Raw genomic sequence first — 19222 nt, 5'->3', positions numbered from 1 at the left:
AACTTCGGCTCCCGCACACGCACCGTGCGCCCGCACAGTCGTACGGTGACGCCGGTGGAGTGGCTGAGCGCAGAGAACGTCGTGGCCGTGGGCACCGCGGTGCTCGGCATATTCGCGTCCGGGATCATGGTCTGGTACGAACGCCGGGTCCCGCGCCGCTGGGGGCACCTCCCACGCCCTTAAGGCAGTGGGGGAGTATCGGCTACCGCGTCCAGATGGACAACCCGATAGGCGACGACGTCCGGCTGGGGCGGGCCAACGTCCGGCTCGGCCTCTTCGACGAGGCGCCCGGCATGTCCGACGCCACCCTCGTGCTGATCCGTGTCGAGAACGACGGCTCGCAGGGCATCGACCGCGACGACTACACCAGCCCCGAAGTCCACGGCCTGACCGCGGTGTTCACCGACCGCACCATCCGCGGGGTCTCGGTCACCCAGCCCTCCGACACCGACCACCTGATGGACCACTTCACCCCGGCCCGCGGCTTCGGCTACGACGGCAACACCCTGCGCATCCCGCGCGTCCCGCTCAACCACGGCGACCACTTCAAGCTGCTCGTGCTGCTGTCCGGCGGCGATGTGGGCCGTGAGATACGGCTGTTCGGCGGCATCCGCGAGGGCGAGGTGCACCCCAACCGCAGTGCCACGCCGGACGAGGTGCCGCCGCTGTTCAGCCGGGCCGCACGGCTGATCTCCGTCATGCTCACCGTCAGCGTGCTCACCCTGGCCACGATCGTCGTCGTCCGCGACGACAACCCGCCCCCGATCGGCTGCGAGACCGGCTCTCTGCGGATCACCGGTTCGACGGCCTTCGAGCCGGTGGTGACGGAACTGGCGAAGGTGTACGAGAAGAAGTGCCCGGACTCCGACATCTCCCTGGACGCGCGCGGCAGTTCGGGCGGCGTCAACGCGCTCGCCGAGCTGGGCGCCACGTCGAAGAAGGGCGCGCGCTCGGTGATCGCCTTCTCCGACGGCCCCGCGGTCGGCGTGACCGACCGGCTGATCGGCCGCAAGGTCGCCCTGTCCGCCTTCACGCTGGTCGTCAACGACGGCATCGGGCTGCCCAAGGGACTCACCCTGGAGGACGTGCGTCGCGTCTACCGCGGCGAGGTGACCCGCTGGAAGCAGCTCGACCGCACCCTGCCCGACGTCCCCATCGTCCTGGTCAGCCGCAACGCCGACTCCGGGACCCGGCAGATCTTCCAGAGCCGGGTGCTCGGGTCCTGGGAGCGGGTGCCGAGCACCTCACTGGACTGCCTGCACAAGGACGGCACGTCAGCGCCCGTCATGCGCTGCGAACTCGACTCCACGGAGGACGTGTTGGCCAAGGTCGCCGCCATCCCCGGCGCGATCGGCTACAGCGAGGTCACCCTCGCGGCGGACCGGCGCGGCGTGCGGACCGTCCCCCTCGACGGCGCCGCGCCCTCCATCGAGGACATCGAGTTCGGCCGCAGCGACTACCCCTACCGGGGCGTGGAGTACGCCTACACCTACGACCGCCCCGGCGACGGCTCCCTGGCCGCCGCGTTCCTCTCCTACATCACCGAGGCCACCGGCGAGAACGCCATCCGCGGCCACGGCCACCTGCCGTGCTCGGCGGCGGCGGTGGTACGGCTGTGCGCGGAGGACTAGAGCGGGACCAGGCGGACCGGCAGGGGAGCGACGGGAGTCGAGGGCGCGGCGGCAGGCGCCCTTGTCCCGGACTGGCGTGTCCATGACGATGGCCGGAGGCATGCGCGGCCACAGGAGGACACATGCGTCCCAGCCCCACCAGGAGAACGGTTCTGACGGCCACGGCGGCGAGCGCGGCGGTGACGCTGGGCGCGGCCTCCGGCGCCGAGGCCACGTCCGCGGGCGGCGCCCGTCCGCCGGCCACCGCGCAGCCCCCGACCCGTGAACTCCGTTCCCTGCTGCGGGAGATCGACCCGGCCCGCATCGAGGCGACGGTCCGCAAGCTGGTCTCCTTCGGCACCCGCCACACCCTCTCCGTCCAGGACGACCCGGCGCGCGGGATCGGCGCGGCCCGCGACTGGCTGCTCACCGAACTCCGTTCCCACGCGGCCGCGTCCGGCGGCCGGATGACGGCCGAACTCCAGTCGTACGTCCAGGAACCGGCCTCCCGCATCCCCACCGCCACGAAGATCACGAACGTGCTCGCGACCCTGCGCGGCTCGGTGACGCCCGAGCGCGTCTACGTCGTCTCCGGGCACTACGACTCCCGCGTCACCGACGTCATGGACGCCACCTCCGACGCGCCGGGCGCGGACGACGACGCCTCCGGGGTGGCCGTGGTCCTGGAGCTGGCCCGCGTGCTGGCCCGGCGCCGGCCGGCCGCGACGATCGTGTTCGCGGCGGTGGCGGGGGAGGAGCAGGGGCTGTACGGATCGACGTATCTGGCCCAGCAGTTGAAGGCGGCCGGCACCGATGTGCAGGGCATGTTCACCAATGACATCGTGGGCAGCCCGACCGCCGACGACGGTACGAAGGACCCGTACACGATCCGGCTGTTCACCGAGGGCGTGCCCTCCTCGGAGACGGCCGCGCAGGCCGCGCTGCGCCGTTCGGTCGGCGGCGAGAACGACTCCGCGACCCGCCAACTCGCCCGGTTCGTACGGGATGTGGCCGACAACGACGCCACCGGTATGCACGTCCGGGTCGTCTACCGCCGGGACCGCTATCTCCGCGGCGGCGACCAGATCCCCTTCCTGGAACGCGGCTACCCGGCCGCCCGCTTCACCGAACCGGCCGAGGACTTCGCCCACCAGCACCAGGACGTACGCGTCGACGGGACCGGCAAGCAGTACGGCGACCTGCCCGAGTTCTGCGACTTCGGGTATGTCGGACGGGTGGCCCGGGTCAACGGCGCGGCCCTGTGGACCCTGGCACAGGCGCCGGGCACCCCGCGCGGCGCGAAGATCGTCACCAGCGCGCTCACCAACTCCACGACCCTGGTGTGGACTCGGGGCACCGAGCCGGACCTCGCGGGCTACGAGATCGTCTGGCGCGAGACGACGGCACCGGAGTGGACACATGTGCTTCACGCGGGTGACGTGACGACGTACGGGGTGGATCTGTCGAAGGACAACGTGTTCTTCGGGGTGCGGGCGGTGAACCGGCAGGGCCTGCGCAGCCCGGTGGCGTTCCCGGACCCGCAGTCGTGACACGGGCCTTGCGGGGAGGCGGGTTCAGATCCAGCCCTGCTGCCAGGCGTGGTGGGCGGCGGCGTGCCGGGTGGGGGCGTTGAGCTTGGCCATGGCCGCGGAGAGGTAGTTGCGGACGGTACCCGGCGCGAGGTGCACCACGGTGGCGATCTCGGCGACCGACGCCCCGGTGCGGGCCGCCGTCAGCACCTCCAACTCCCGTTCGCTGAGCGGGCAGTCGTCCTCGGTGAGGGCGGACGCGGCGATCTCGGGATCGACGTAACGGCGGCCCGCGGCGATGTCCCGGACGATCTCCGCGAGCCGTGCCGCGGACGTCGTCTTGGGCACGAACCCGCTGACCCCGGCGGCCAGCGCCCGGCGCAGCACGGCGGGCCGGGCGTGCCGGGTGACCAGGACGATCCGGGTCGGCAGGGCGGCGGCCCGCATCTCCCCGGCCGCGAACAGCCCGTCGGCGGGCGGCATCTCGAGATCGAGCACGGCGATGTCCGGCCGGGTCTCGACGGCGAGCCGCACGGCGTCGGTGGTGGTCGCCGCCTCCGCCACCACGACCAGATCCTCCTCCAGCCCCAACAACGCGACCAGCGCACTGCGCAGCAGATCCTCGTCATCGGCGATGAGCACACGGATCATCGCCGGCCCCCGCCCGACCGACTGCTTCCCGGCCCGTCCTTCCGAAGCCGGCCCCCTTGCACCGGCAGCACGGCCGTCACCGTGAAGCGGTCGCCGTCCCGGTGCCACGTCAACTCCCCGTCCGCCGCTCGTAGTCGTTCGGCGAGGGTGGTCAGGCCCGTGCCGTCGGAGCTCGCGGTGGTCTCCTCGGCTCCGTCGTTGTCGATGCGGAGGCGGGCGGTGTCGTCGGTGACGCGGTAGTCGACCTCGGCGTGGTGGGCGGTGCTGTGCCGCAGCACGTTGGTGGTGGCCTCGCGCATCACCAGGCCCAGCAGGTGGCGGGCGGTGTCGGGCAGTTCGTCCGCGCCGGGCGCCTGGTCCGTGCGGGCGTCGATGCCGGCCGCGGCCAGCACGCGGGTGGCGTTGACGATCTCGTCGTCCAGCGTCGTACGCCGGTAGCCCTGCACCACGGCCCGGGTGTCCCGCAGCGCGTCCGCGCACAGCTGCCGTACCTCCTGCATCTCGGCGGACGCGCGCGCCGGGTCCGTCCCGGTGAGGCGGGACGCCAACTCCGCCTTGAGGGCGATCACTTGGAGATGGTGCCCCTGGATGTCGTGCAGGTCCCCGGCGAACCGCAGCCGCTCGTCCTTGACCGCCAGCTCCGCCTCCAGCCGCCGCGCCCGGTCCAGCCGCCCCGCCACGTCCCACGCCCACATCGGCCCCAGCATCATCCAGACGGTGAACACGACCAGCCCCGCCGGGAACAGCGCCGCGTGCACCGACTCCCCGTCCCCCGCGGCCAGGCTCACCGCCGCGCCGGGCACGAGCGCACCGGACGTGGCGCCGGCCACCAGCAACCGCCGTGCGGGCACCGGGAGACAGGTCGCGCCGATCGCGACCGTCACCGCGGGGGCGATCGCCCACAGGCCGTAGTTGTGCCGGGCCAGCGGCAGGACGGCCAGGACGAGGGCGGCGCAGCCCGCGGCGACCAGCCAGCCCCGGCGGAGCCGCGCGGGCGGGTCGGGCCGCACGGTCAGCAGGTCGCCGAGCAGGACGACCGTCGCCGCGACCTCGACGACGAGCGCGGGGACGGCCGGCGCACGGGCCCAGAGCGGCACGTCGCCGTCCAGGATCCAGGCGCCGTAGGTGAGCACCAGCAGCACGACCGTGGTGCCCGGCACGGCCCACCAGGTGTAGCGGCGGAAGCTCGTCAGCCCCGCCGCGCGGTCCCCCCTCGGCCCGTCCTCCACGCGGTCATTGTGACAGCGGACGGGCCGTCCGGTCAGTGCCGAACGGCCTTGTCCCGCATGACAGATGTCATTCGGGGACATGCGCGTCCGGCACTACTGGCGGTTCGTCGCGCGGGCCAGGCTGAGGGCGTCCAGATACCCCTCCCCGGTATATCGGCCGTCAGGTGGACGACCGGGGATCCGTGCAGGAACGGAGATGTCATGAAGTCCGACCTCGTCCGCCGTTGGCCCACGGCCCTGGCCCTTCTCCTCGCCACCGGTGTGATCGCCGCCGGCTCCGGTGACGACCTCGGTGACGCCGTGAGCGGCTACGCCGACGCCCTCCCCCTGCTCCCCCTTCTCTACGTGGTCATCGCCCAGCTCGGCCGACCCCGGCTGACCTGGCCCGTGCTCGGCGCCGGCGTGGTGCTCCTGTTCGGCCTCGGGGCGCAGGACGCGGTCCCGGCCGGCGGCGCCATGATCGTCGTAGCGCTGGCGGTGTTGCTGTGGGGCATGCTGCGCGGGTCCCCGCACGGTGGGACCGTTCTGGGCGTGCAGGTGGCCGGTGCGGTCGGCTTCGGGGCGCTGGCCGTGGCGGGACTGGCGGTCGACGCGGATCTGGGCCGGTACCTGGTGGCGGCCGGCTGGTTCGGCCACGGGGTGTGGGACCTGGCCCATCTGCGGCTGGCCAGGCTCAAGGGCGTGGTGGCGCCGACGTTCGCGGAGTGGTGCGCGGTCGTGGACATCGCGGTCGCGGTGGAGCTGCTGTTCCTGCGGTGAGCGCGCCGGTGTCCTGCGGTGACCGCGTGGGTCACCGCGGCTCCGGCGGTCGCTGCCTCGGCATGTTCGGGCGGGCGTTCGGGCCCGGGGGCAGGGGGAAGCGGCCCTGGGGGGCGCCGGCGTCCGGGCGGGCCGTCGCCGAGACCGCCGCCTGGAGGCCCATGGGGGCCGTGCCGGTGCGGAACTCCACCATCCAGTCCGCGGTCTCCGTACGCACCAGCTCGGTCACGTCCTCCGAGAACCGCCGCAGGACCCCCAGGCACCGCTCGGCCGCCTCGCTCGCCGTGCCGTCCGCGGGGCCCAGCATCTCCCGCACGCTCTCCGTGGCCCACTCGAACTGGAGCACCTGAAGCCGGCGCTGCACCGCCTGCGCGGTCGCCACGTCCCTTATCCAGCCGGACGTCAGCCCGAAGAACCGGTCCACGGCCACGCAGGCCACCGCGAGCAGCAGTGCGAGATAGCCCCAGGGGGCGGCCCCCGGGAGCGCGCCGGTCAGGTCCAGCAGCGGCAGCGCGGCGGCCGTGACCGCGCCCGTCGCCGCCCCGGCCCGCAGCGCCCGAGCGCCCCGCCGCTTCCACACCCGGTCCGCGAGATACCAGGACGCCGTCTCCAGCGCCCCGCGCTCCACCCACCGGTACAGCTCGTGCAGCCGCTCGGCGGGCTCGCCCCAGTCCCCGAGCGGAAAGGCCCGCCCGGTCAGATCGCCCGGCCGCAGCCCGGCCGCGCCCTCGCCCCGCCCGTCCTGACGCGGACCTTCGGGCTGCATCTCCGGCTGACCCACCCGGCGCTCCCTAACTGATCGGTCACCCTGCGTGACGCCTGATGCTGATGTGCCAGAGCCTTCCTACCGCCCAATGGGTGGCGAAGGGGGAGCTTTGACGGCTTTTCCGCCCGGAAGAGGCCCTTGATCAGGTATAGGCCTTGCGATCAAACCACTCGAAAGAGTGCCGGGGCGATGCCTGCGCGGAGCACGTAGGCTCGTGCCGAGCGCGAACACCGCGGGACGACCGCGGGACGACCGTACGGACCAAGGAGCTGAATCGTGATCCCCGGTGGTGGCCAGCCGAACATGCAGCAGCTGCTGCAGCAGGCGCAGAAGATGCAGCAGGACCTGGCGCGCGCGCAGGAGGAACTCGCCCAGACCGAGGTGGACGGTCAGGCGGGCGGTGGCCTGGTGAAGGCGACCGTCACCGGCGCCGGTGAGCTGCGAGCCCTGAAGATCGACCCCAAGGCGGTGGACCCGGACGACACCGAGACCCTCGCGGACCTGATCATCGCGGCGGTCCAGGCGGCGAACGAGAACGCGCAGAACCTCCAGCAGCAGAAGCTGGGCCCGCTGGCCCAGGGCCTGGGCGGCGGCAGCGGCATCCCGGGCCTGCCCTTCTGAGACCGGCCCCGCCTCGCCTATCTAAGAGGGGCCGCGGCCAACTACCGTACGTACCGTAAGGAACCACCCCCAGGAAGGACGGCAGTCCGTTGTACGAAGGCGTGGTGCAGGACCTCATCGACGAACTGGGGCGGTTGCCCGGCGTCGGTCCCAAGAGCGCCCAGCGGATCGCCTTCCACATCCTCCAGGCGGAGCCGACCGACGTACGGCGGCTCGCGCAGTGCCTGATGGAGGTCAAGGCGAAGGTCCGCTTCTGCGCGACCTGCGGCAATGTCGCGCAGGAGGAGCTGTGCAACATCTGCCGGGACAGCCGCCGCGACCTCACGGTCATCTGCGTGGTCGAGGAGCCCAAGGACGTGGTCGCCATCGAGCGCACCCGTGAGTTCCGCGGCCGGTACCACGTGCTCGGCGGCGCGATCAGCCCCATCGAGGGGGTCGGCCCCGACGACCTGCGTATACGAGAACTTCTCGCGCGGTTGGCCGACGGGACGGTTACGGAACTGATCCTTGCGACGGACCCGAATCTGGAAGGCGAGGCCACGGCCACGTACCTCGCCCGCATGATCAAGCCCATGGGCCTCAAGGTCACCCGCCTGGCCAGCGGCCTCCCGGTGGGTGGCGACCTGGAATACGCGGACGAGGTGACCCTCGGCCGCGCCTTCGAGGGGAGACGACTCCTAGATGTCTGACGCCAAGCTGCACGCCACAGCGCAGGACCCGGACGACTTCGCGGTCCAGATCGCGGACCAGGTCGAGAGCTTCCTGGTGGCCACCGCGGAGGTGGCGAAGGGCGACGAGCCGGGTTCGGCCGTGCCCTTCCTCCTCCTGGAGGTCTCCCAGCTGCTCCTGGCCGGCGGCCGCCTCGGCGCGCACGAGGACATCGTCCCCGACGAGCGCTACGAGCCCGACCTGGGCCCGGAGGCGGACGTGGACGAGCTCCGCGAGAACCTCGCGCGCCTGCTGGAGCCGATCGACGTCTACTCCGAGGTCTTCGACCCCTACGAGCCCAGCAAGTCCCGGGTCCCGGCCCGGATCTCCGACGACCTGGCCGACGTCATCGCCGACCTCCGCCACGGCATGGCCCACTACCGGGCCGGCCGGGTGACGGAGGCCCTGTGGTGGTGGCAGTTCTCCTACTTCTCCAACTGGGGCTCCACCGCCTCCGCGACCCTGCGCGCCCTGCACTCCGTCCTCGCCCACATCCGCCTCGACCAGCCCCTGGAAGAGCTGGACGGCCTCGACACGGACCAGGGCATGGGCGACGAGACCCTCGAGTTCGAGGCGGGCAAGGTCATGGTGGAGGAGATCGCGGAACCGCTGGGCCTGCGCTCGGCGAAGTAACCCTCGGCCCGAGGGCCGGGCGGGATCCGGTGCGCGCCGTATGTCATGCGGCGCGCACCGTGCGTGAATTGGCCATGCCCTGGACGTCTCCTGTACGTCGGCTGCACGGGCGCTAACCGGCACGAAGCGAGTCTTGAGTCATCCCAACGGACACCAGATCAACTGGAGTTGTGATGACTCGCCCCATCAGCGTGCGTGCAGCCATCGTCACCGTCACCACCGCCCTGGCCCTCGGCACCGCCGGCACGGTCGTCGCGACCGCCGGCCCCCAGCACGACGCGAAGCCCACCAAGAAGCAGATAGCCGCCCTCTTCGACGGCTGGAACGCCGCGCTGGCGACCGGTGATCCGAAGAAGGTCGCGAACCGGTACGCGCCGGACGCCGTGCTGCTGCCCACCGTCTCCAACGAGATCCGCACCGACCGCGCCGAGATCGTCGACTACTTCGAGCACTTCCTGCCGAACAAGCCGGTCGCGAAGAAGGTCGAGACCTACATCAACGTCCTCGACAGCAACTCGGCCATCGACGCGGGTGCTTACGACATCACGCTCACCGACCCGAAGACCGGCGAGAAGCGGGTCGTGGAGGCCCGTTACACCTACGAGTACGAGAAGCGCGGCGGCACGTGGCTGATCGTCAACCACCACTCCTCGGTGATGCCCGAAGGGTGATGACCACCGACAGACCGCTGTTTCCGGGAGCGTCCCGCAGGGTCACCGTGCCGCCGTCGTCCGTCACCAACTGCCGTACGACGGCGAGGCCCAGCCCCGAACCGGTGCGCCCGGTGAGGCCCTGACCGCGCCAGAAGCGGTCGAAGGCACGGGACTTGTCAGCGTCGGACATGCCGGGACCCTCGTCCACCACCGACAACTCGACCTCGTCACCCCGTGATTCGGCCCGCACGGTGATCGTCGCCCCGTCCGGCGACACCTCCAGGGCGTTGGAGAGCACGTTGTCCAGGACCTGTTCCAGATGACCCGGGCTGGCCAGCACCAGCGGCCGGCCGTCGGCGACTTCGCCCCCGAGCAGGATGTGGATGCCGCGCTCGTCGGCCGCCGGCCGCCACACCGAGAGGCGCTCGGCCACGATCTCCTTCAGCGGCAGCGGTTCCGCCGCCGTCACCTTCGCCTCGGCCCGTGCCAGCACGAGCAGGCCGTTGACGAGACGGCTCATCCGGACCACCTCGGCGGTCGCCTGGTCCACGTCCTCGCGTACGAACTCGTCGTCGACGCCGTCCGCGATGTTGTCCAGCGACAGCCGCAACGCCGTGAGCGGGGTGCGGAGTTGGTGGGAGGCGTCGGCCACGAAGATGCGCTGCGAGGCGATGAGGGTGTCGAGGCGTTCGGCGCCCTGGTTCAGGGTGCGGGCGAGCGTCTGTGTCTCGTGCGGGCCCGTCACGGGGGAGCGGGCCGTCAGGTCGCCGTCGCTGAACCTGCTCGCCATGTCGTTGAGTTGACGCAGGGGGCGGGTGAGGCGACGGGCGACGAGCGCGCCCAGTCCGGCCGCCACGGCCAGGACCCCCACCGCGAGGAACGCCCGGAAGCCCCAGATCTGCCAGAGCCGCCGGGTCAGGTCGGAGGTCGGGTAGGTGATGCGTACGGCGCCGACCGTCCGGCCGTCGCGCTGCGCCGGTGCCGTCACCTCCAGCTTTCCGTCGCCCCAGTGCGTCGCGGTCTTGGCCCGCGCGGCGGGCAGTACCTCGGCCGTGCCGGGGGTCTCCTGCGCGTAGGCCACCACCATGCGGTCCAGGGCCGCGCGCGAGGCGGCGTCGCCGCTCAGCAGCAACGCCATCGTCTTCGCCTCGCGCCGCACCGACTGCTCGGTGTCGCCCCGGAGTTGGGCGGTCAGCGTGAAGGCGACCGGCACGGTGAACGCCGTCAGCGCCACGGCGACGAGCAGGACGTAGCTGACGATCAGCTGCCGGATCATGAGGCCGGAGGCCCGTCGATGATCTCCAGGCGGAAGCCCACTCCCCGTACCGCCTCGATGGTGATCGCGCCCGCCAACTTCCGTCGCAGCGCCGCCACATGGACGTCCAGTGTCTTCGTCGGCCCGAACCAGTTCGCGTCCCAGACCGCCTCCATGATCTGCTCGCGCGACATCAGCGCGCCGGGCTCCTCGGTGAGGAAGGCCAGCAGGTCGTACTCCTTGGGGGCGAGGGCCACCTCCGTGCCGTCCAGGCGGACCCGGGCGGCCTTGCGGTCGAGGGTGAGACGCGGGCCGTAGCGGTCGGGGCCGGCGGAGGCGTCGGCGGGCGGCTGCACGCGCCGCAGCACCGCCCTTATCCGCGCGATGACCTCCCGCACCCCGAACGGCTTGGAGACGTAGTCGTCCGCGCCGATCTCCAGGCCCACCACCCGGTCCGTCTCGTCGCTGCGCGCGCTGATCACGATGATCGGCACGCTCCCGCGCAGGCGCAGCGCCTTGCAGACGTCGAGCCCGTCGGTGTCGGGCAGCCCGAGGTCGAGGAGGACGACGTCGTAGGGGGCGGAGTGGGCCAGGGCGGCGGCGCCCGTGGTGACCCAGTCGACCTCGAAGCCGTACCGGATCAGTCCCCGTCGCAGTGACTCGGCGACCGGCTCATCGTCTTCCACCAGGAGTACGCGCACAGCCGCACCCTATTACTTGAAACTTAATTCACAGCGTTCACTTGTGACGCTCGGCACTTTTCCCGCACCCCCGAAGTGGGCATGCGCTGACCTGGGCGTCCGAATCTCACGATGCGATACCGCGGAAGCGAAATTCGGCTGCTCGATAGACTGAGCCGACATATACGGGACTGAGCGAGGAGCGCACGTGGGCCTTGTCGTGCAGAAGTACGGAGGCTCCTCCGTAGCCGATGCCGAGGGCATCAAGCGCGTCGCCAAGCGAATCGTGGAAGCCAAGAAGAACGGCAACCAGGTGGTTGTCGTGGTTTCCGCGATGGGCGACACGACGGACGAGCTGATCGATCTCGCCGAACAGGTATCCCCGATGCCTGCCGGGCGTGAGTTCGACATGCTGCTGACCGCCGGAGAGCGTATCTCCATGGCACTGCTGGCCATGGCGATCAAAAACCTGGGCCACGAGGCCCAGTCGTTCACCGGCAGCCAGGCAGGCGTCATCACCGACTCGGTCCACAACAAAGCCCGGATCATCGACGTCACGCCGGGCCGCATCCGCACCGCGCTCGACGAGGGCAACATCGCCATCGTCGCCGGCTTCCAGGGCGTCAGCCAGGACAAGAAGGACATCACCACGCTGGGCCGCGGCGGGTCCGACACGACCGCCGTCGCCCTCGCCGCCGCCCTCGACGCCGAGGTCTGCGAGATCTACACCGACGTCGACGGCGTGTTCACCGCCGACCCGCGCGTGGTGAAGAAGGCCCAGAAGATCGACTGGATCGCCTTCGAGGACATGCTGGAGCTCGCCGCGTCCGGCTCGAAGGTGCTGCTCCACCGGTGCGTGGAGTACGCCCGTCGCTACGACATCCCGATCCACGTCCGGTCCAGCTTCAGCGGACTGCAGGGCACCTGGGTCAGCAGCGCACCACTCAAGACACAGCAAGGGGACCAGAAGGTGGAGCAGGCCATCATCTCCGGTGTCGCGCACGACACCTCCGAGGCCAAGGTCACGGTCGTCGGCGTACCGGACAAGCCGGGTGAGGCCGCGGCGATCTTCCGCACGATCGCGGACGCCCAGATCAACATCGACATGGTCGTGCAGAACGTGTCGGCCGCGTCCACCGGGCTGACCGACATCTCCTTCACGCTGCCCAAGACCGAGGGCCGCAAGGCCATCGACGCCCTGGAGCGCAACAAGCACGGCATCGGCTTCGACTCGCTGCGCTACGACGACCAGATCGGCAAGATCTCCCTGGTCGGCGCCGGCATGAAGACCAACCCGGGCGTCACCGCGTCCTTCTTCGAGGCGCTCAGCGACGCCGGGGTGAACATCGAGCTGATCTCGACCTCCGAGATCCGTATCTCGGTCGTCACCCGTGCCGACGACGTCCCCGAGGCCGTCCGCGCCGTGCACACCGCCTTCGGGCTCGACTCAGACACCGTCGAAGCCGTCGTCTACGGAGGCACCGGACGCTGATGTCCGGAACCGGACGACCGACGCTCGCGGTCGTGGGCGCGACCGGAGCCGTCGGCACGGTCATGCTCCAGATCCTGTCCCAGCACGCGGACATCTGGGGCGAGATCCGCCTGATCGCCTCACCGCGCTCGGCCGGCCGCAAGCTGACCGTGCGCGGTGAGCAGGTCGAGGTGGTGGCGCTCACCGAGGAGGCCTTCGACGGGGTCGACGTCGCGATGTTCGACGTACCCGACGAACTGGCCGCGCGGTGGGCGCCCGTCGCCGCCGCCAAGGGCGCGGTGGTCGTGGACAACTCGGGCGCGTTCCGGATGGACCCGGACGTGCCCCTGGTCGTCCCCGAGGTGAATCCGCACGCGGCCCGGCTGCGGCCGCGCGGGATCGTCGCCAACCCCAACTGCACGACCCTGTCGATGATCGTCGCCCTGGGCGCGCTGCACGCCGAGTTCGGGCTGCGCGAGCTGGTCGTCTCCTCGTACCAGGCCGTGAGCGGGGCGGGCCGGGAGGGCATCGACACCCTGCGCCGGCAGCTGAAGCTGGTGGCCGGCACCGAGCTCGGGACCCACCCCGGGGACGTGCGGCGGGCCGTCGGTGACGACACCGGGCCCTTCCCGGAGCCGGTCGCGCTGAACGTCGTACCGTGGGCCGGGTCGCTCCGCGAGGACGGCTGGTCCTCGGAGGAGATGAAGGTGCGGGACGAGACCCGCAAGATCCTCGGCCTGGCCAAGCTGCCCGTCGCCGTGACCTGTGTGCGCGTCCCGGTCCTCACCACGCACTCCCTGACGGTCCACGCCCGCTTCCAGGGCGAGGTCACCGTCGACGGGGCCCGCGAGATCCTCGCCACGGCGCCCGGGGTCGTCCTCTTCGACAATCCGGCCGCGGGGGAGTTCCCGACGCCGGCCGACGTGGTGGGCACCGATCCCACGTGGGTGGGCCGGGTGCGAAGGGCGCTGGACGACCCGACGGCGCTCGAACTCTTCGTTTGCGGGGACAACCTGCGCAAGGGAGCGGCCCTCAACACCGCACAGATCGCGGAGCTGATCGCGACCGAGTTCGCCTGACCCCGGCCTGGCCGAGGGGACCGCGGCTCTTCGGCCATACCCAAAACGTCCTGGCCAGCACGGGAATCATTTGTAGGATTCACGTGAAGTGTGAGCCGATCGATGGTTCATACCACTTGAACCGGGCCTCTTCGGCGTCCGAAGATTCTCTCCCCGCTCTTCGCAACCGCGCGAAGGGCGGGGAGCGTCTTTGCGAACGCCCTTCGGGGGCGCGGGGATGCGGTACGGGGCGTGGGGACGCCCTGACTCATTCAGGACACAGGGGAAGAGCGGGTAGGCATGAGGGCGCTTGACGCACGGTCGGTTGCGCTGCCTGACACCAGACGACCGGTGGCATCACGCGAAGCAAACGTGACGCCCGGCACGTACAACCCTCCAGGGGGGAAGCGTGTCCAACTGGCGTGGCAGAGGTTCTCGATTTCTTCAGCGCGGCGCCCGGAGGCACGGCTCTACGGCCGCCCCGCGCGACCGTCAGGCCCCGTGTGCCCGGTGCGCCCGGCGGCATGCCGGTGATCGCGCCCATGCCCGCAGCGCGGCCCGCCCGCATCCCGAACCAGCGCGACGACGCCGACGAAGCGGTGGCGGCCGGCACGACCGTCGACCACCTCACCGAGACCTACCGTGCCCACTACCGCTCGCTGCTCGGGCTCGCCGCCCTGCTCCTTGACGACACGGCCTCCTGCGAGGACGTCGTCCAGGAGGCCTTCATCCGGGTGCACTCGGCCCGTAAGCGCGTGCGCGACCCCGAGAAGACGCTCGCCTATCTGCGGCAGACGGTGGTCAATCTCTCCCGCTCCGCCCTGCGCCGCCGCATCCTCGGACTCAAGCTCCTGTCCAAGCCGATGCCGGACATGGCGAGCGCCGAGGAGGGCGCCTACGACCAGCTGGAGCGCGACTCCCTCATCAAGGCGATGAAGGGGCTGCAGCGCCGCCAGCGCGAGGTCCTGGTGCTGCGCTACTTCGCGGACATGACCGAGGCCCAGGTCGCCGACTCGCTCGGCATATCGCTGGGCTCGGTCAAGGCGTACGGCTCGCGCGGCATCGCGGCCCTCCGTATCGCGATGGAGGCGCCGGCATGAGCAAGGACGCCGGCGCCGACAGGGACGCCGAAGGACCGGATTCCCATGAACGTCACGAGCCCTACGCCTGGCACGAGCCGACGGCACCGCACGACCAGAAGCACAAGCAATCGCACGCTGGGAACGGAACTGTGAACCACGACGGCCCCGAGGACCAGAGCCCGGAAGGGCTGGACTCGGACGAGCGGACACTGCGCACCCTGCTGCACCAGGCGGTGCAGACGGTCGAGCCGCGCGACGGCACGCTCGACCACCTGCGCAAGGCCGTGCCCGCCCGGCGGGCCCGCAAGCGACAGGCCGTCGTCGGCATGGCGGCCGCCGCCCTCTTCGTCGGCACCGCCGTCCCCGCCCTGCTGCACGTCTCCAACGCCACCGGCTCCGGCGTCAACCCGTCCGCCGTCGGCCAGGCCTCCCAGGCCCAGGGCGGGGCGGGCTCGGGAAAAGGCGCCGACGGAAACGAGAGCACCGCAGGGGGCACCTCGGGCAAGACGGAGGACAAGGACCCCGGCAGCACCAAGGGCGGTGACGGAGGCAAGGGCACGGGCGCGGGCACGGGTGGCACCTCGGGCGCCGACCCCTCGGCGACCACCACCACCGACGCCCCTGTCTGCACGGCCGTCCAGCTCGGCAACCCCACCGGGACGTCCGGCGCCGCCGACGCCACGGGCGCGGTCTACGGCACCTTCAGTGTCGTCAACGTCTCCACCGCCGCGTGTACGGTCTCCGGCCCCGGCACCGTCAGCACCCTCGCCCAGGGCGCCGCGGACAGCACCAAGGTCGGCGCCGTCCGGCACGTGGCCGGTGACCCGGCGGCCGGACTGCCCGACCCGTCCACCGAGTCCACCTCGCTGGTGCTGCAGCCCGGCGCCGCCTACGAGGTGAAGTTCGCCTGGGTGCCCTCGGAGACCTGTCCCAGCACGGGGACGAGCGACGGCGGCAACACCGGCGAGCCCTCGCCCGACCCGAGCACCAGCGCCTCCTCGGGCGGCACCTCCGGCACGACGTCCGGCACCACCGACGGCACCACCACCCAGCTCCTCACCGACGGCGGCACGGCCGACGGCAGCGTCGAGGTCTCGAACACGGCGCAGTCCGGATCACCGACGGTCTCGACGGTCGTGAACAACGCGTGCGCGGGCACGGTGTACTACACGGGAGTGCTGGCGTCCGGAGCGTGACAACGGTCGTACGGTGACGGGTCGAGCGGTCGTACGGTGACGGGCTCAGCGGTCGTCATACGGCGACGGGCTGCTCCTCCTCCGCCACCAGTCCCATCTCCGCGTCCCGCAGGAACTCCACCTCGCGGCGCAGCAGCCGGAACCACATGAACACCACGAACCCGGCGAAGACGAACCACTCCCCGGTGTAGCCCAGGTTCTGGAACGCCTTCAGGTCCAGGCCGGTGTTCTGCGGCGCGGTCGCCGGCACGGCCGTCATCCCGGCGTCGGCCTTGTCCAGCGTGACCCACGCGTCGTACACCTTGTACGGCACGATGTTGATCAGGGACGCCGAACTGATCGCCCCGGTCTGCCCGGCCGGCAGCCCGCCCTGGGCGCTCACCCCGTTGTCCCCCGGCGTCTCGGACGCCTGGAGCGCACCGGTGACGGTGACCTCACCGGTGGGCGCGGCGGGCGCCTTGGCCGCGTCGGCCTTCCCCGGCAGCCAGCCCCGCACGACGGGCAGCGCCTGGCCGCCGTCGGTGCGCAGCAGCGTCAGGACGTAGTAGCCGTCCTTGCCGTCCAGTTGGCGGTCCGGGACGAGCAGCTGCTTGCCGTAGTGCCCGGTCGCGGTGGCCTGCTCGCCGGAGGTCGCCTGGTCCACGGGCAGCAACTCCCGCAGCGGGCGGGCCTTCTCGTGGGTGTCCGCCAGCTGCTCGTCCGCGGTGTGGTGGCTCTGCACACGGTCCTCGAAACGGCTCAGCTGCCAGGACCCCATGAAGATGCAGAAGGGGATGGCGAGCAGCACGAAGACGTTGATTCCCCACCAGCGGCGCGTCAGCAGAAACCGGTACACGCCTTCCACGGTACGGGGCCCCTGCGGGGGGCTCGGCCGCGGGGTCAGTACCTCTCGGAGAGGTGGTCGCGGCCGGCCGGGGGTTCGTAGGGCTCGGGCCAGAACTCGGTTATGGACGTGATCTTCTCGGTGCCGGTGAAGAACGTGATCGCGTACATCTCCTCCAGCCCGACCGTGAAGTGCGCCCAGGTGACCACCTGTCCGGGCTCGGCGACGATGCGCTCGGTCCGCAGGTGCCAGTCGCCCGGGTACTCCCGGTTGAACTGCACGTACCTCTCCCGTCCCGCGATGCGCTCGCGGGTCTGCGGCAGGGTGTAGACGACGTCCTCGGCCAGGGTCTCGGCGAACGCGGTCCAGTCCCGGGCCTCGGCGGCGGCCCAGAACCTCTCGACTGTCTTGCGCAGATCGGTCATGCCGAAGAGTCTGCACCTCGCCACTGACAATCGGTCCCGACCTGCACAAACGCCCCTTCCCGGGCGGCCCGGGACGCGTGCAGGGTAAGCGGTGGGTAGAAGTTGTCCACAGCCTGCGCACCCGGCCAGTGAATTGTCTGTGAGGACGGGCAGTATGGGGCCATGACTGAGAGCAACGGGTCCGCCTCGCCGGATCAGCAGGCACAGCGCGAGGTAATGCCGGACTGGGAGAAGCGCTTCCGGGCGCCGAGGGTGTCGCTGCCCGACTGGGCGGAGGACGCCCCGGACCGCTCCCTGTTCGTGTCGAACGCGACGGGGACGTACGAGCTGTACGCCTGGGACCGCGCGAGTGGCGAGCAGCGTCAGGTCACCGACCGGCCCAACGGCACGACGGACGGCGTCCTGTCCCCGGACGGCGCCTGGATCTGGTGGTTCGACGACAAGGACGGCGACGAGTTCGGCGTCTGGCGCAGGCAGCCCTTCGGCGGCGGCACGGACGACCCCGCCGCCCCGGGCCTAAAGCCGTCGTACCCGGCGGGCCTGGCCCTTGGCCGGGACGGCCGCACGGCGGTGGTGGGCCGCTCGACCGACGAGGACGGTACGACGATCCACCTCGCGCGCGAGGGCGAGGCCCCGGCGCAGATCTACCGCCACCGCGAGTCGGCGGGCGTCGGCGACCTCTCCCGCGACGGCACGCTGATCGCGATCGAGCACACCGAGCACGGCGACGCGATGCACTCCGCGCTGCGCGTGCTGCGCCCCGACGGCACGGCGGTCGCCGACCTCGACGACACCGAGGGCGGCACGAAGGAACTGGGCCTGGAGGTCCTCGGCTTCGCGCCGGTGGACGGCGACACGCGGCTGCTCATCGGCCATCAGCGCCGGGGCCGTTGGGAGCCGCTGGTGTGGGACGTGGCGACGGGGGAACAGACCGACCTCGCCCTCGACCTGCCCGGTGACGTGAGCGCCGAGTGGTACCCGGACGGCACGGGCCTGCTCGTCGTGCACAGCTTCGAGGCCCGCAGCGAGCTGTTCCGCTACGACCTGGCGAGCCGTGCGCCGGAGCGGATCCCGACCCCGCCCGGCACGGTCTCCGGCGCGACGGCCCGCCCCGACGGCACGGTCGAGTACCTGTGGTCGTCGTCGGCCGAGCCGTCGGCGGTCCGTTCCACCAAGGGAGGCGTGGTCCTGGACCCGCCCGGCCTGAAGTCCCCCGGCTCGGTCCCGGTGGAGGACGTGTGGGTGGAGGGTCCGGGCGGCCGGATCCACGCCCTGGTCCAGAAGCCGGCCGGCGCGACCGGCCCGCTGCCGACGGTCTTCGACATCCACGGCGGCCCCACCTGGCACGACAGCGACTCCTTCGCGGCCGGCCCCGCGGCCTGGGTCGACCACGGCTACGCGGTGGTCCGGGTCAACTACCGCGGCTCCACGGGCTACGGCCGCGCCTGGACCGACGCCCTCAAGCACCGGGTCGGCCTGATCGAGCTGGAGGACATCGAGGCGGTCCGCGAGTGGGCGGTGACCTCGGGCCTCGCGGACCCGACCCGCCTGATCCTCACGGGCGGTTCCTGGGGCGGCTACCTCACCCTCCTCGGCATCGGCACCCAGCCGGACGCCTGGACCCTGGGCATCGCGGCGGTCCCGGTCGCCGACTACGTCACGGCGTACCACGACGAGATGGAAGCCCTGAAGGCCATGGACCGCACCCTTCTGGGCGGCACCCCGGAAGAGGTCCCGGACCGCTTCGAGGCGTCCTCCCCCCTGACCTACGTCGACAAGGTCAAGGCCCCCGTCTACATCTCGGCGGGCGTCAACGACCCCCGCTGCCCGATCCGCCAGATCGAGAACTACGTGAAGCGCCTGGAGGCCCGAGAGGCCCCGCACGAGGTGTACCGCTACGACGCGGGCCACGGCTCCTTGGTGGTCGACGAACGAATCAAGCAGGTCCGCCTGGAGCTGGAGTTCGCGGAAAGGCACCTATCGGCTTAGCTGCGGGCAGTCGTGCCGCTAGGGGCGGCGCCCGTCCCAAAGAGAGCGCCACCCCGAAGGCGGGCCAAGTGAACCCACCCGACC

18 protein-coding genes and 1 pseudogene are annotated in these 19222 nt (G+C 71.4%); 12 read left to right on the top strand and 7 right to left on the bottom strand.

What is annotated here, in order from left to right; translation table 11 throughout:
* Window positions 1-54 precede the first annotated feature (54 nt).
* Together ACIP6U_RS19775 and ACIP6U_RS19770 are read left to right on the top strand one after the other, a co-directional pair.
* A pseudogene (locus tag ACIP6U_RS19775) lies at window positions 55-1631 on the top strand (PstS family phosphate ABC transporter substrate-binding protein).
* Between the two features lie 122 nt (window positions 1632-1753).
* On the top strand, window positions 1754-3160 hold the full coding sequence (locus tag ACIP6U_RS19770) for a M20/M25/M40 family metallo-hydrolase (RefSeq protein WP_401719210.1): 1407 nt from the start codon (window positions 1754-1756) through the stop codon (window positions 3158-3160).
* 24 nt (window positions 3161-3184) lie between these two features.
* Here the strand turns inward: ACIP6U_RS19770 and ACIP6U_RS19765 are convergent, their stop codons facing one another.
* Window positions 3185-3790: a DNA-binding response regulator gene (locus tag ACIP6U_RS19765; RefSeq protein WP_401719207.1), complete on the bottom strand. Its 606-nt coding sequence runs from the start codon at window positions 3788-3790 to the stop codon at window positions 3185-3187.
* On the bottom strand, window positions 3787-5019 hold the full coding sequence (locus ACIP6U_RS19760; RefSeq protein ID WP_401719204.1) for a histidine kinase: 1233 nt from the start codon (window positions 5017-5019) through the stop codon (window positions 3787-3789). Before ACIP6U_RS19760 ends, ACIP6U_RS19765 begins: the two co-directional genes overlap by 4 nt.
* A gap of 201 nt (window positions 5020-5220) precedes the next feature.
* On the opposite strand from ACIP6U_RS19760, the gene ACIP6U_RS19755 reads away from it, so the two are divergent.
* The gene (locus tag ACIP6U_RS19755; RefSeq protein WP_401719201.1) at window positions 5221-5778 is read left to right on the top strand and encodes a hypothetical protein; all 558 of its coding nucleotides are present in this window, start codon (window positions 5221-5223) and stop codon (window positions 5776-5778) included.
* 31 nt (window positions 5779-5809) lie between these two features.
* On the opposite strand, the gene ACIP6U_RS19750 is transcribed toward ACIP6U_RS19755, so the two are convergent.
* Entirely contained in the window at window positions 5810-6559 is a 750-nt protein-coding gene (locus tag ACIP6U_RS19750) for an SLATT domain-containing protein (protein ID WP_401719199.1), read from the bottom strand.
* Window positions 6560-6820: 261 nt separating this feature from the next.
* On the opposite strand from ACIP6U_RS19750, the gene ACIP6U_RS19745 reads away from it, so the two are divergent.
* From ACIP6U_RS19745 to ACIP6U_RS19730, 4 genes are all read left to right on the top strand, one after another.
* On the top strand, window positions 6821-7165 hold the full coding sequence (locus ACIP6U_RS19745; RefSeq protein WP_401719196.1) for a YbaB/EbfC family nucleoid-associated protein: 345 nt from the start codon (window positions 6821-6823) through the stop codon (window positions 7163-7165).
* 89 nt (window positions 7166-7254) lie between these two features.
* The gene (gene recR, locus ACIP6U_RS19740; RefSeq protein ID WP_401719193.1) at window positions 7255-7854 is read left to right on the top strand and encodes a recombination mediator RecR; all 600 of its coding nucleotides are present in this window, start codon (window positions 7255-7257) and stop codon (window positions 7852-7854) included.
* Entirely contained in the window at window positions 7847-8506 is a 660-nt protein-coding gene (locus tag ACIP6U_RS19735; protein ID WP_401719191.1) for a DUF5063 domain-containing protein, read from the top strand. Before recR ends, ACIP6U_RS19735 begins: the two co-directional genes overlap by 8 nt.
* Window positions 8507-8679: 173 nt before the next feature.
* Window positions 8680-9177 carry an SgcJ/EcaC family oxidoreductase gene (locus ACIP6U_RS19730; protein ID WP_401719188.1) on the top strand — a complete coding sequence of 166 codons (498 nt, stop codon included), beginning with the start codon at window positions 8680-8682 and terminating at the stop codon, window positions 9175-9177.
* Here ACIP6U_RS19730 and ACIP6U_RS19725 read toward each other — a convergent pair.
* Together ACIP6U_RS19725 and ACIP6U_RS19720 are read right to left on the bottom strand one after the other, a co-directional pair.
* Entirely contained in the window at window positions 9143-10435 is a 1293-nt protein-coding gene (locus ACIP6U_RS19725; RefSeq protein WP_401719186.1) for an ATP-binding protein, read from the bottom strand. The genes ACIP6U_RS19730 and ACIP6U_RS19725 overlap by 35 nt on opposite strands.
* Window positions 10432-11115, bottom strand: a complete 684-nt coding sequence (locus tag ACIP6U_RS19720; RefSeq protein WP_401719184.1) for a response regulator transcription factor — start codon at window positions 11113-11115, stop codon at window positions 10432-10434. Before ACIP6U_RS19720 ends, ACIP6U_RS19725 begins: the two co-directional genes overlap by 4 nt.
* Before the next feature lie 187 nt (window positions 11116-11302).
* Between ACIP6U_RS19720 and ACIP6U_RS19715 the strand changes: the two genes are divergently transcribed.
* The 4 genes from ACIP6U_RS19715 (at window position 11303) to ACIP6U_RS19700 (ending at window position 15901) form a co-directional block, all read left to right on the top strand.
* Window positions 11303-12586 carry an aspartate kinase gene (locus ACIP6U_RS19715; RefSeq protein WP_401719181.1) on the top strand — a complete coding sequence of 428 codons (1284 nt, stop codon included), beginning with the start codon at window positions 11303-11305 and terminating at the stop codon, window positions 12584-12586.
* Entirely contained in the window at window positions 12586-13644 is a 1059-nt protein-coding gene (locus ACIP6U_RS19710; RefSeq protein ID WP_401719178.1) for an aspartate-semialdehyde dehydrogenase, read from the top strand. Before ACIP6U_RS19715 ends, ACIP6U_RS19710 begins: the two co-directional genes overlap by 1 nt.
* A gap of 401 nt (window positions 13645-14045) precedes the next feature.
* A complete protein-coding gene (locus tag ACIP6U_RS19705) occupies window positions 14046-14723 on the top strand; it encodes a SigE family RNA polymerase sigma factor (RefSeq protein WP_401719175.1) in 678 nt (225 codons plus the stop codon).
* Window positions 14720-15901, top strand: a complete 1182-nt coding sequence (locus ACIP6U_RS19700; RefSeq protein ID WP_401719173.1) for a hypothetical protein — start codon at window positions 14720-14722, stop codon at window positions 15899-15901. The genes ACIP6U_RS19705 and ACIP6U_RS19700 overlap by 4 nt, the downstream gene beginning before the upstream one ends.
* A 55-nt stretch (window positions 15902-15956) precedes the next feature.
* Here the strand turns inward: ACIP6U_RS19700 and ACIP6U_RS19695 are convergent, their stop codons facing one another.
* Together ACIP6U_RS19695 and ACIP6U_RS19690 are read right to left on the bottom strand one after the other, a co-directional pair.
* Window positions 15957-16736, bottom strand: a complete 780-nt coding sequence (locus ACIP6U_RS19695; RefSeq protein WP_401719170.1) for an SURF1 family protein — start codon at window positions 16734-16736, stop codon at window positions 15957-15959.
* Window positions 16737-16780: 44 nt separating this feature from the next.
* A complete protein-coding gene (locus tag ACIP6U_RS19690) occupies window positions 16781-17149 on the bottom strand; it encodes a nuclear transport factor 2 family protein (protein WP_401719169.1) in 369 nt (122 codons plus the stop codon).
* A 162-nt stretch (window positions 17150-17311) separates the two neighbouring features.
* Between ACIP6U_RS19690 and ACIP6U_RS19685 the strand changes: the two genes are divergently transcribed.
* On the top strand, window positions 17312-19138 hold the full coding sequence (locus tag ACIP6U_RS19685) for a prolyl oligopeptidase family serine peptidase (protein WP_401719166.1): 1827 nt from the start codon (window positions 17312-17314) through the stop codon (window positions 19136-19138).
* Window positions 19139-19222 lie beyond the last annotated feature (84 nt).

The organism is Streptomyces sp. NPDC088794 (genome assembly GCF_044750545.1).
Lineage (GTDB): Bacteria > Actinomycetota > Actinomycetes > Streptomycetales > Streptomycetaceae > Streptomyces.
The sequence above is the reverse complement of the archived record's forward strand: the minus strand, read 5'-3'. Positions and strand labels throughout refer to the sequence as shown.

Coding starts and splice junctions, on each gene's coding strand:
- ACIP6U_RS19770 (WP_401719210.1), top strand. CDS start 1,754: ATGCGTCCCAGCCCCACCAGGAGAACGGTTCTGACGGCCACGGCGGCG.
- ACIP6U_RS19765 (WP_401719207.1), bottom strand. CDS start 3,790: ATGATCCGTGTGCTCATCGCCGATGACGAGGATCTGCTGCGCAGTGCG.
- ACIP6U_RS19755 (WP_401719201.1), top strand. CDS start 5,221: ATGAAGTCCGACCTCGTCCGCCGTTGGCCCACGGCCCTGGCCCTTCTC.
- ACIP6U_RS19735 (WP_401719191.1), top strand. CDS start 7,847: ATGTCTGACGCCAAGCTGCACGCCACAGCGCAGGACCCGGACGACTTC.
- ACIP6U_RS19730 (WP_401719188.1), top strand. CDS start 8,680: ATGACTCGCCCCATCAGCGTGCGTGCAGCCATCGTCACCGTCACCACC.
- ACIP6U_RS19725 (WP_401719186.1), bottom strand. CDS start 10,435: ATGATCCGGCAGCTGATCGTCAGCTACGTCCTGCTCGTCGCCGTGGCG.
- ACIP6U_RS19710 (WP_401719178.1), top strand. CDS start 12,586: ATGTCCGGAACCGGACGACCGACGCTCGCGGTCGTGGGCGCGACCGGA.
- ACIP6U_RS19700 (WP_401719173.1), top strand. CDS start 14,720: ATGAGCAAGGACGCCGGCGCCGACAGGGACGCCGAAGGACCGGATTCC.
- ACIP6U_RS19690 (WP_401719169.1), bottom strand. CDS start 17,149: ATGACCGATCTGCGCAAGACAGTCGAGAGGTTCTGGGCCGCCGCCGAG.
- ACIP6U_RS19685 (WP_401719166.1), top strand. CDS start 17,312: ATGACTGAGAGCAACGGGTCCGCCTCGCCGGATCAGCAGGCACAGCGC.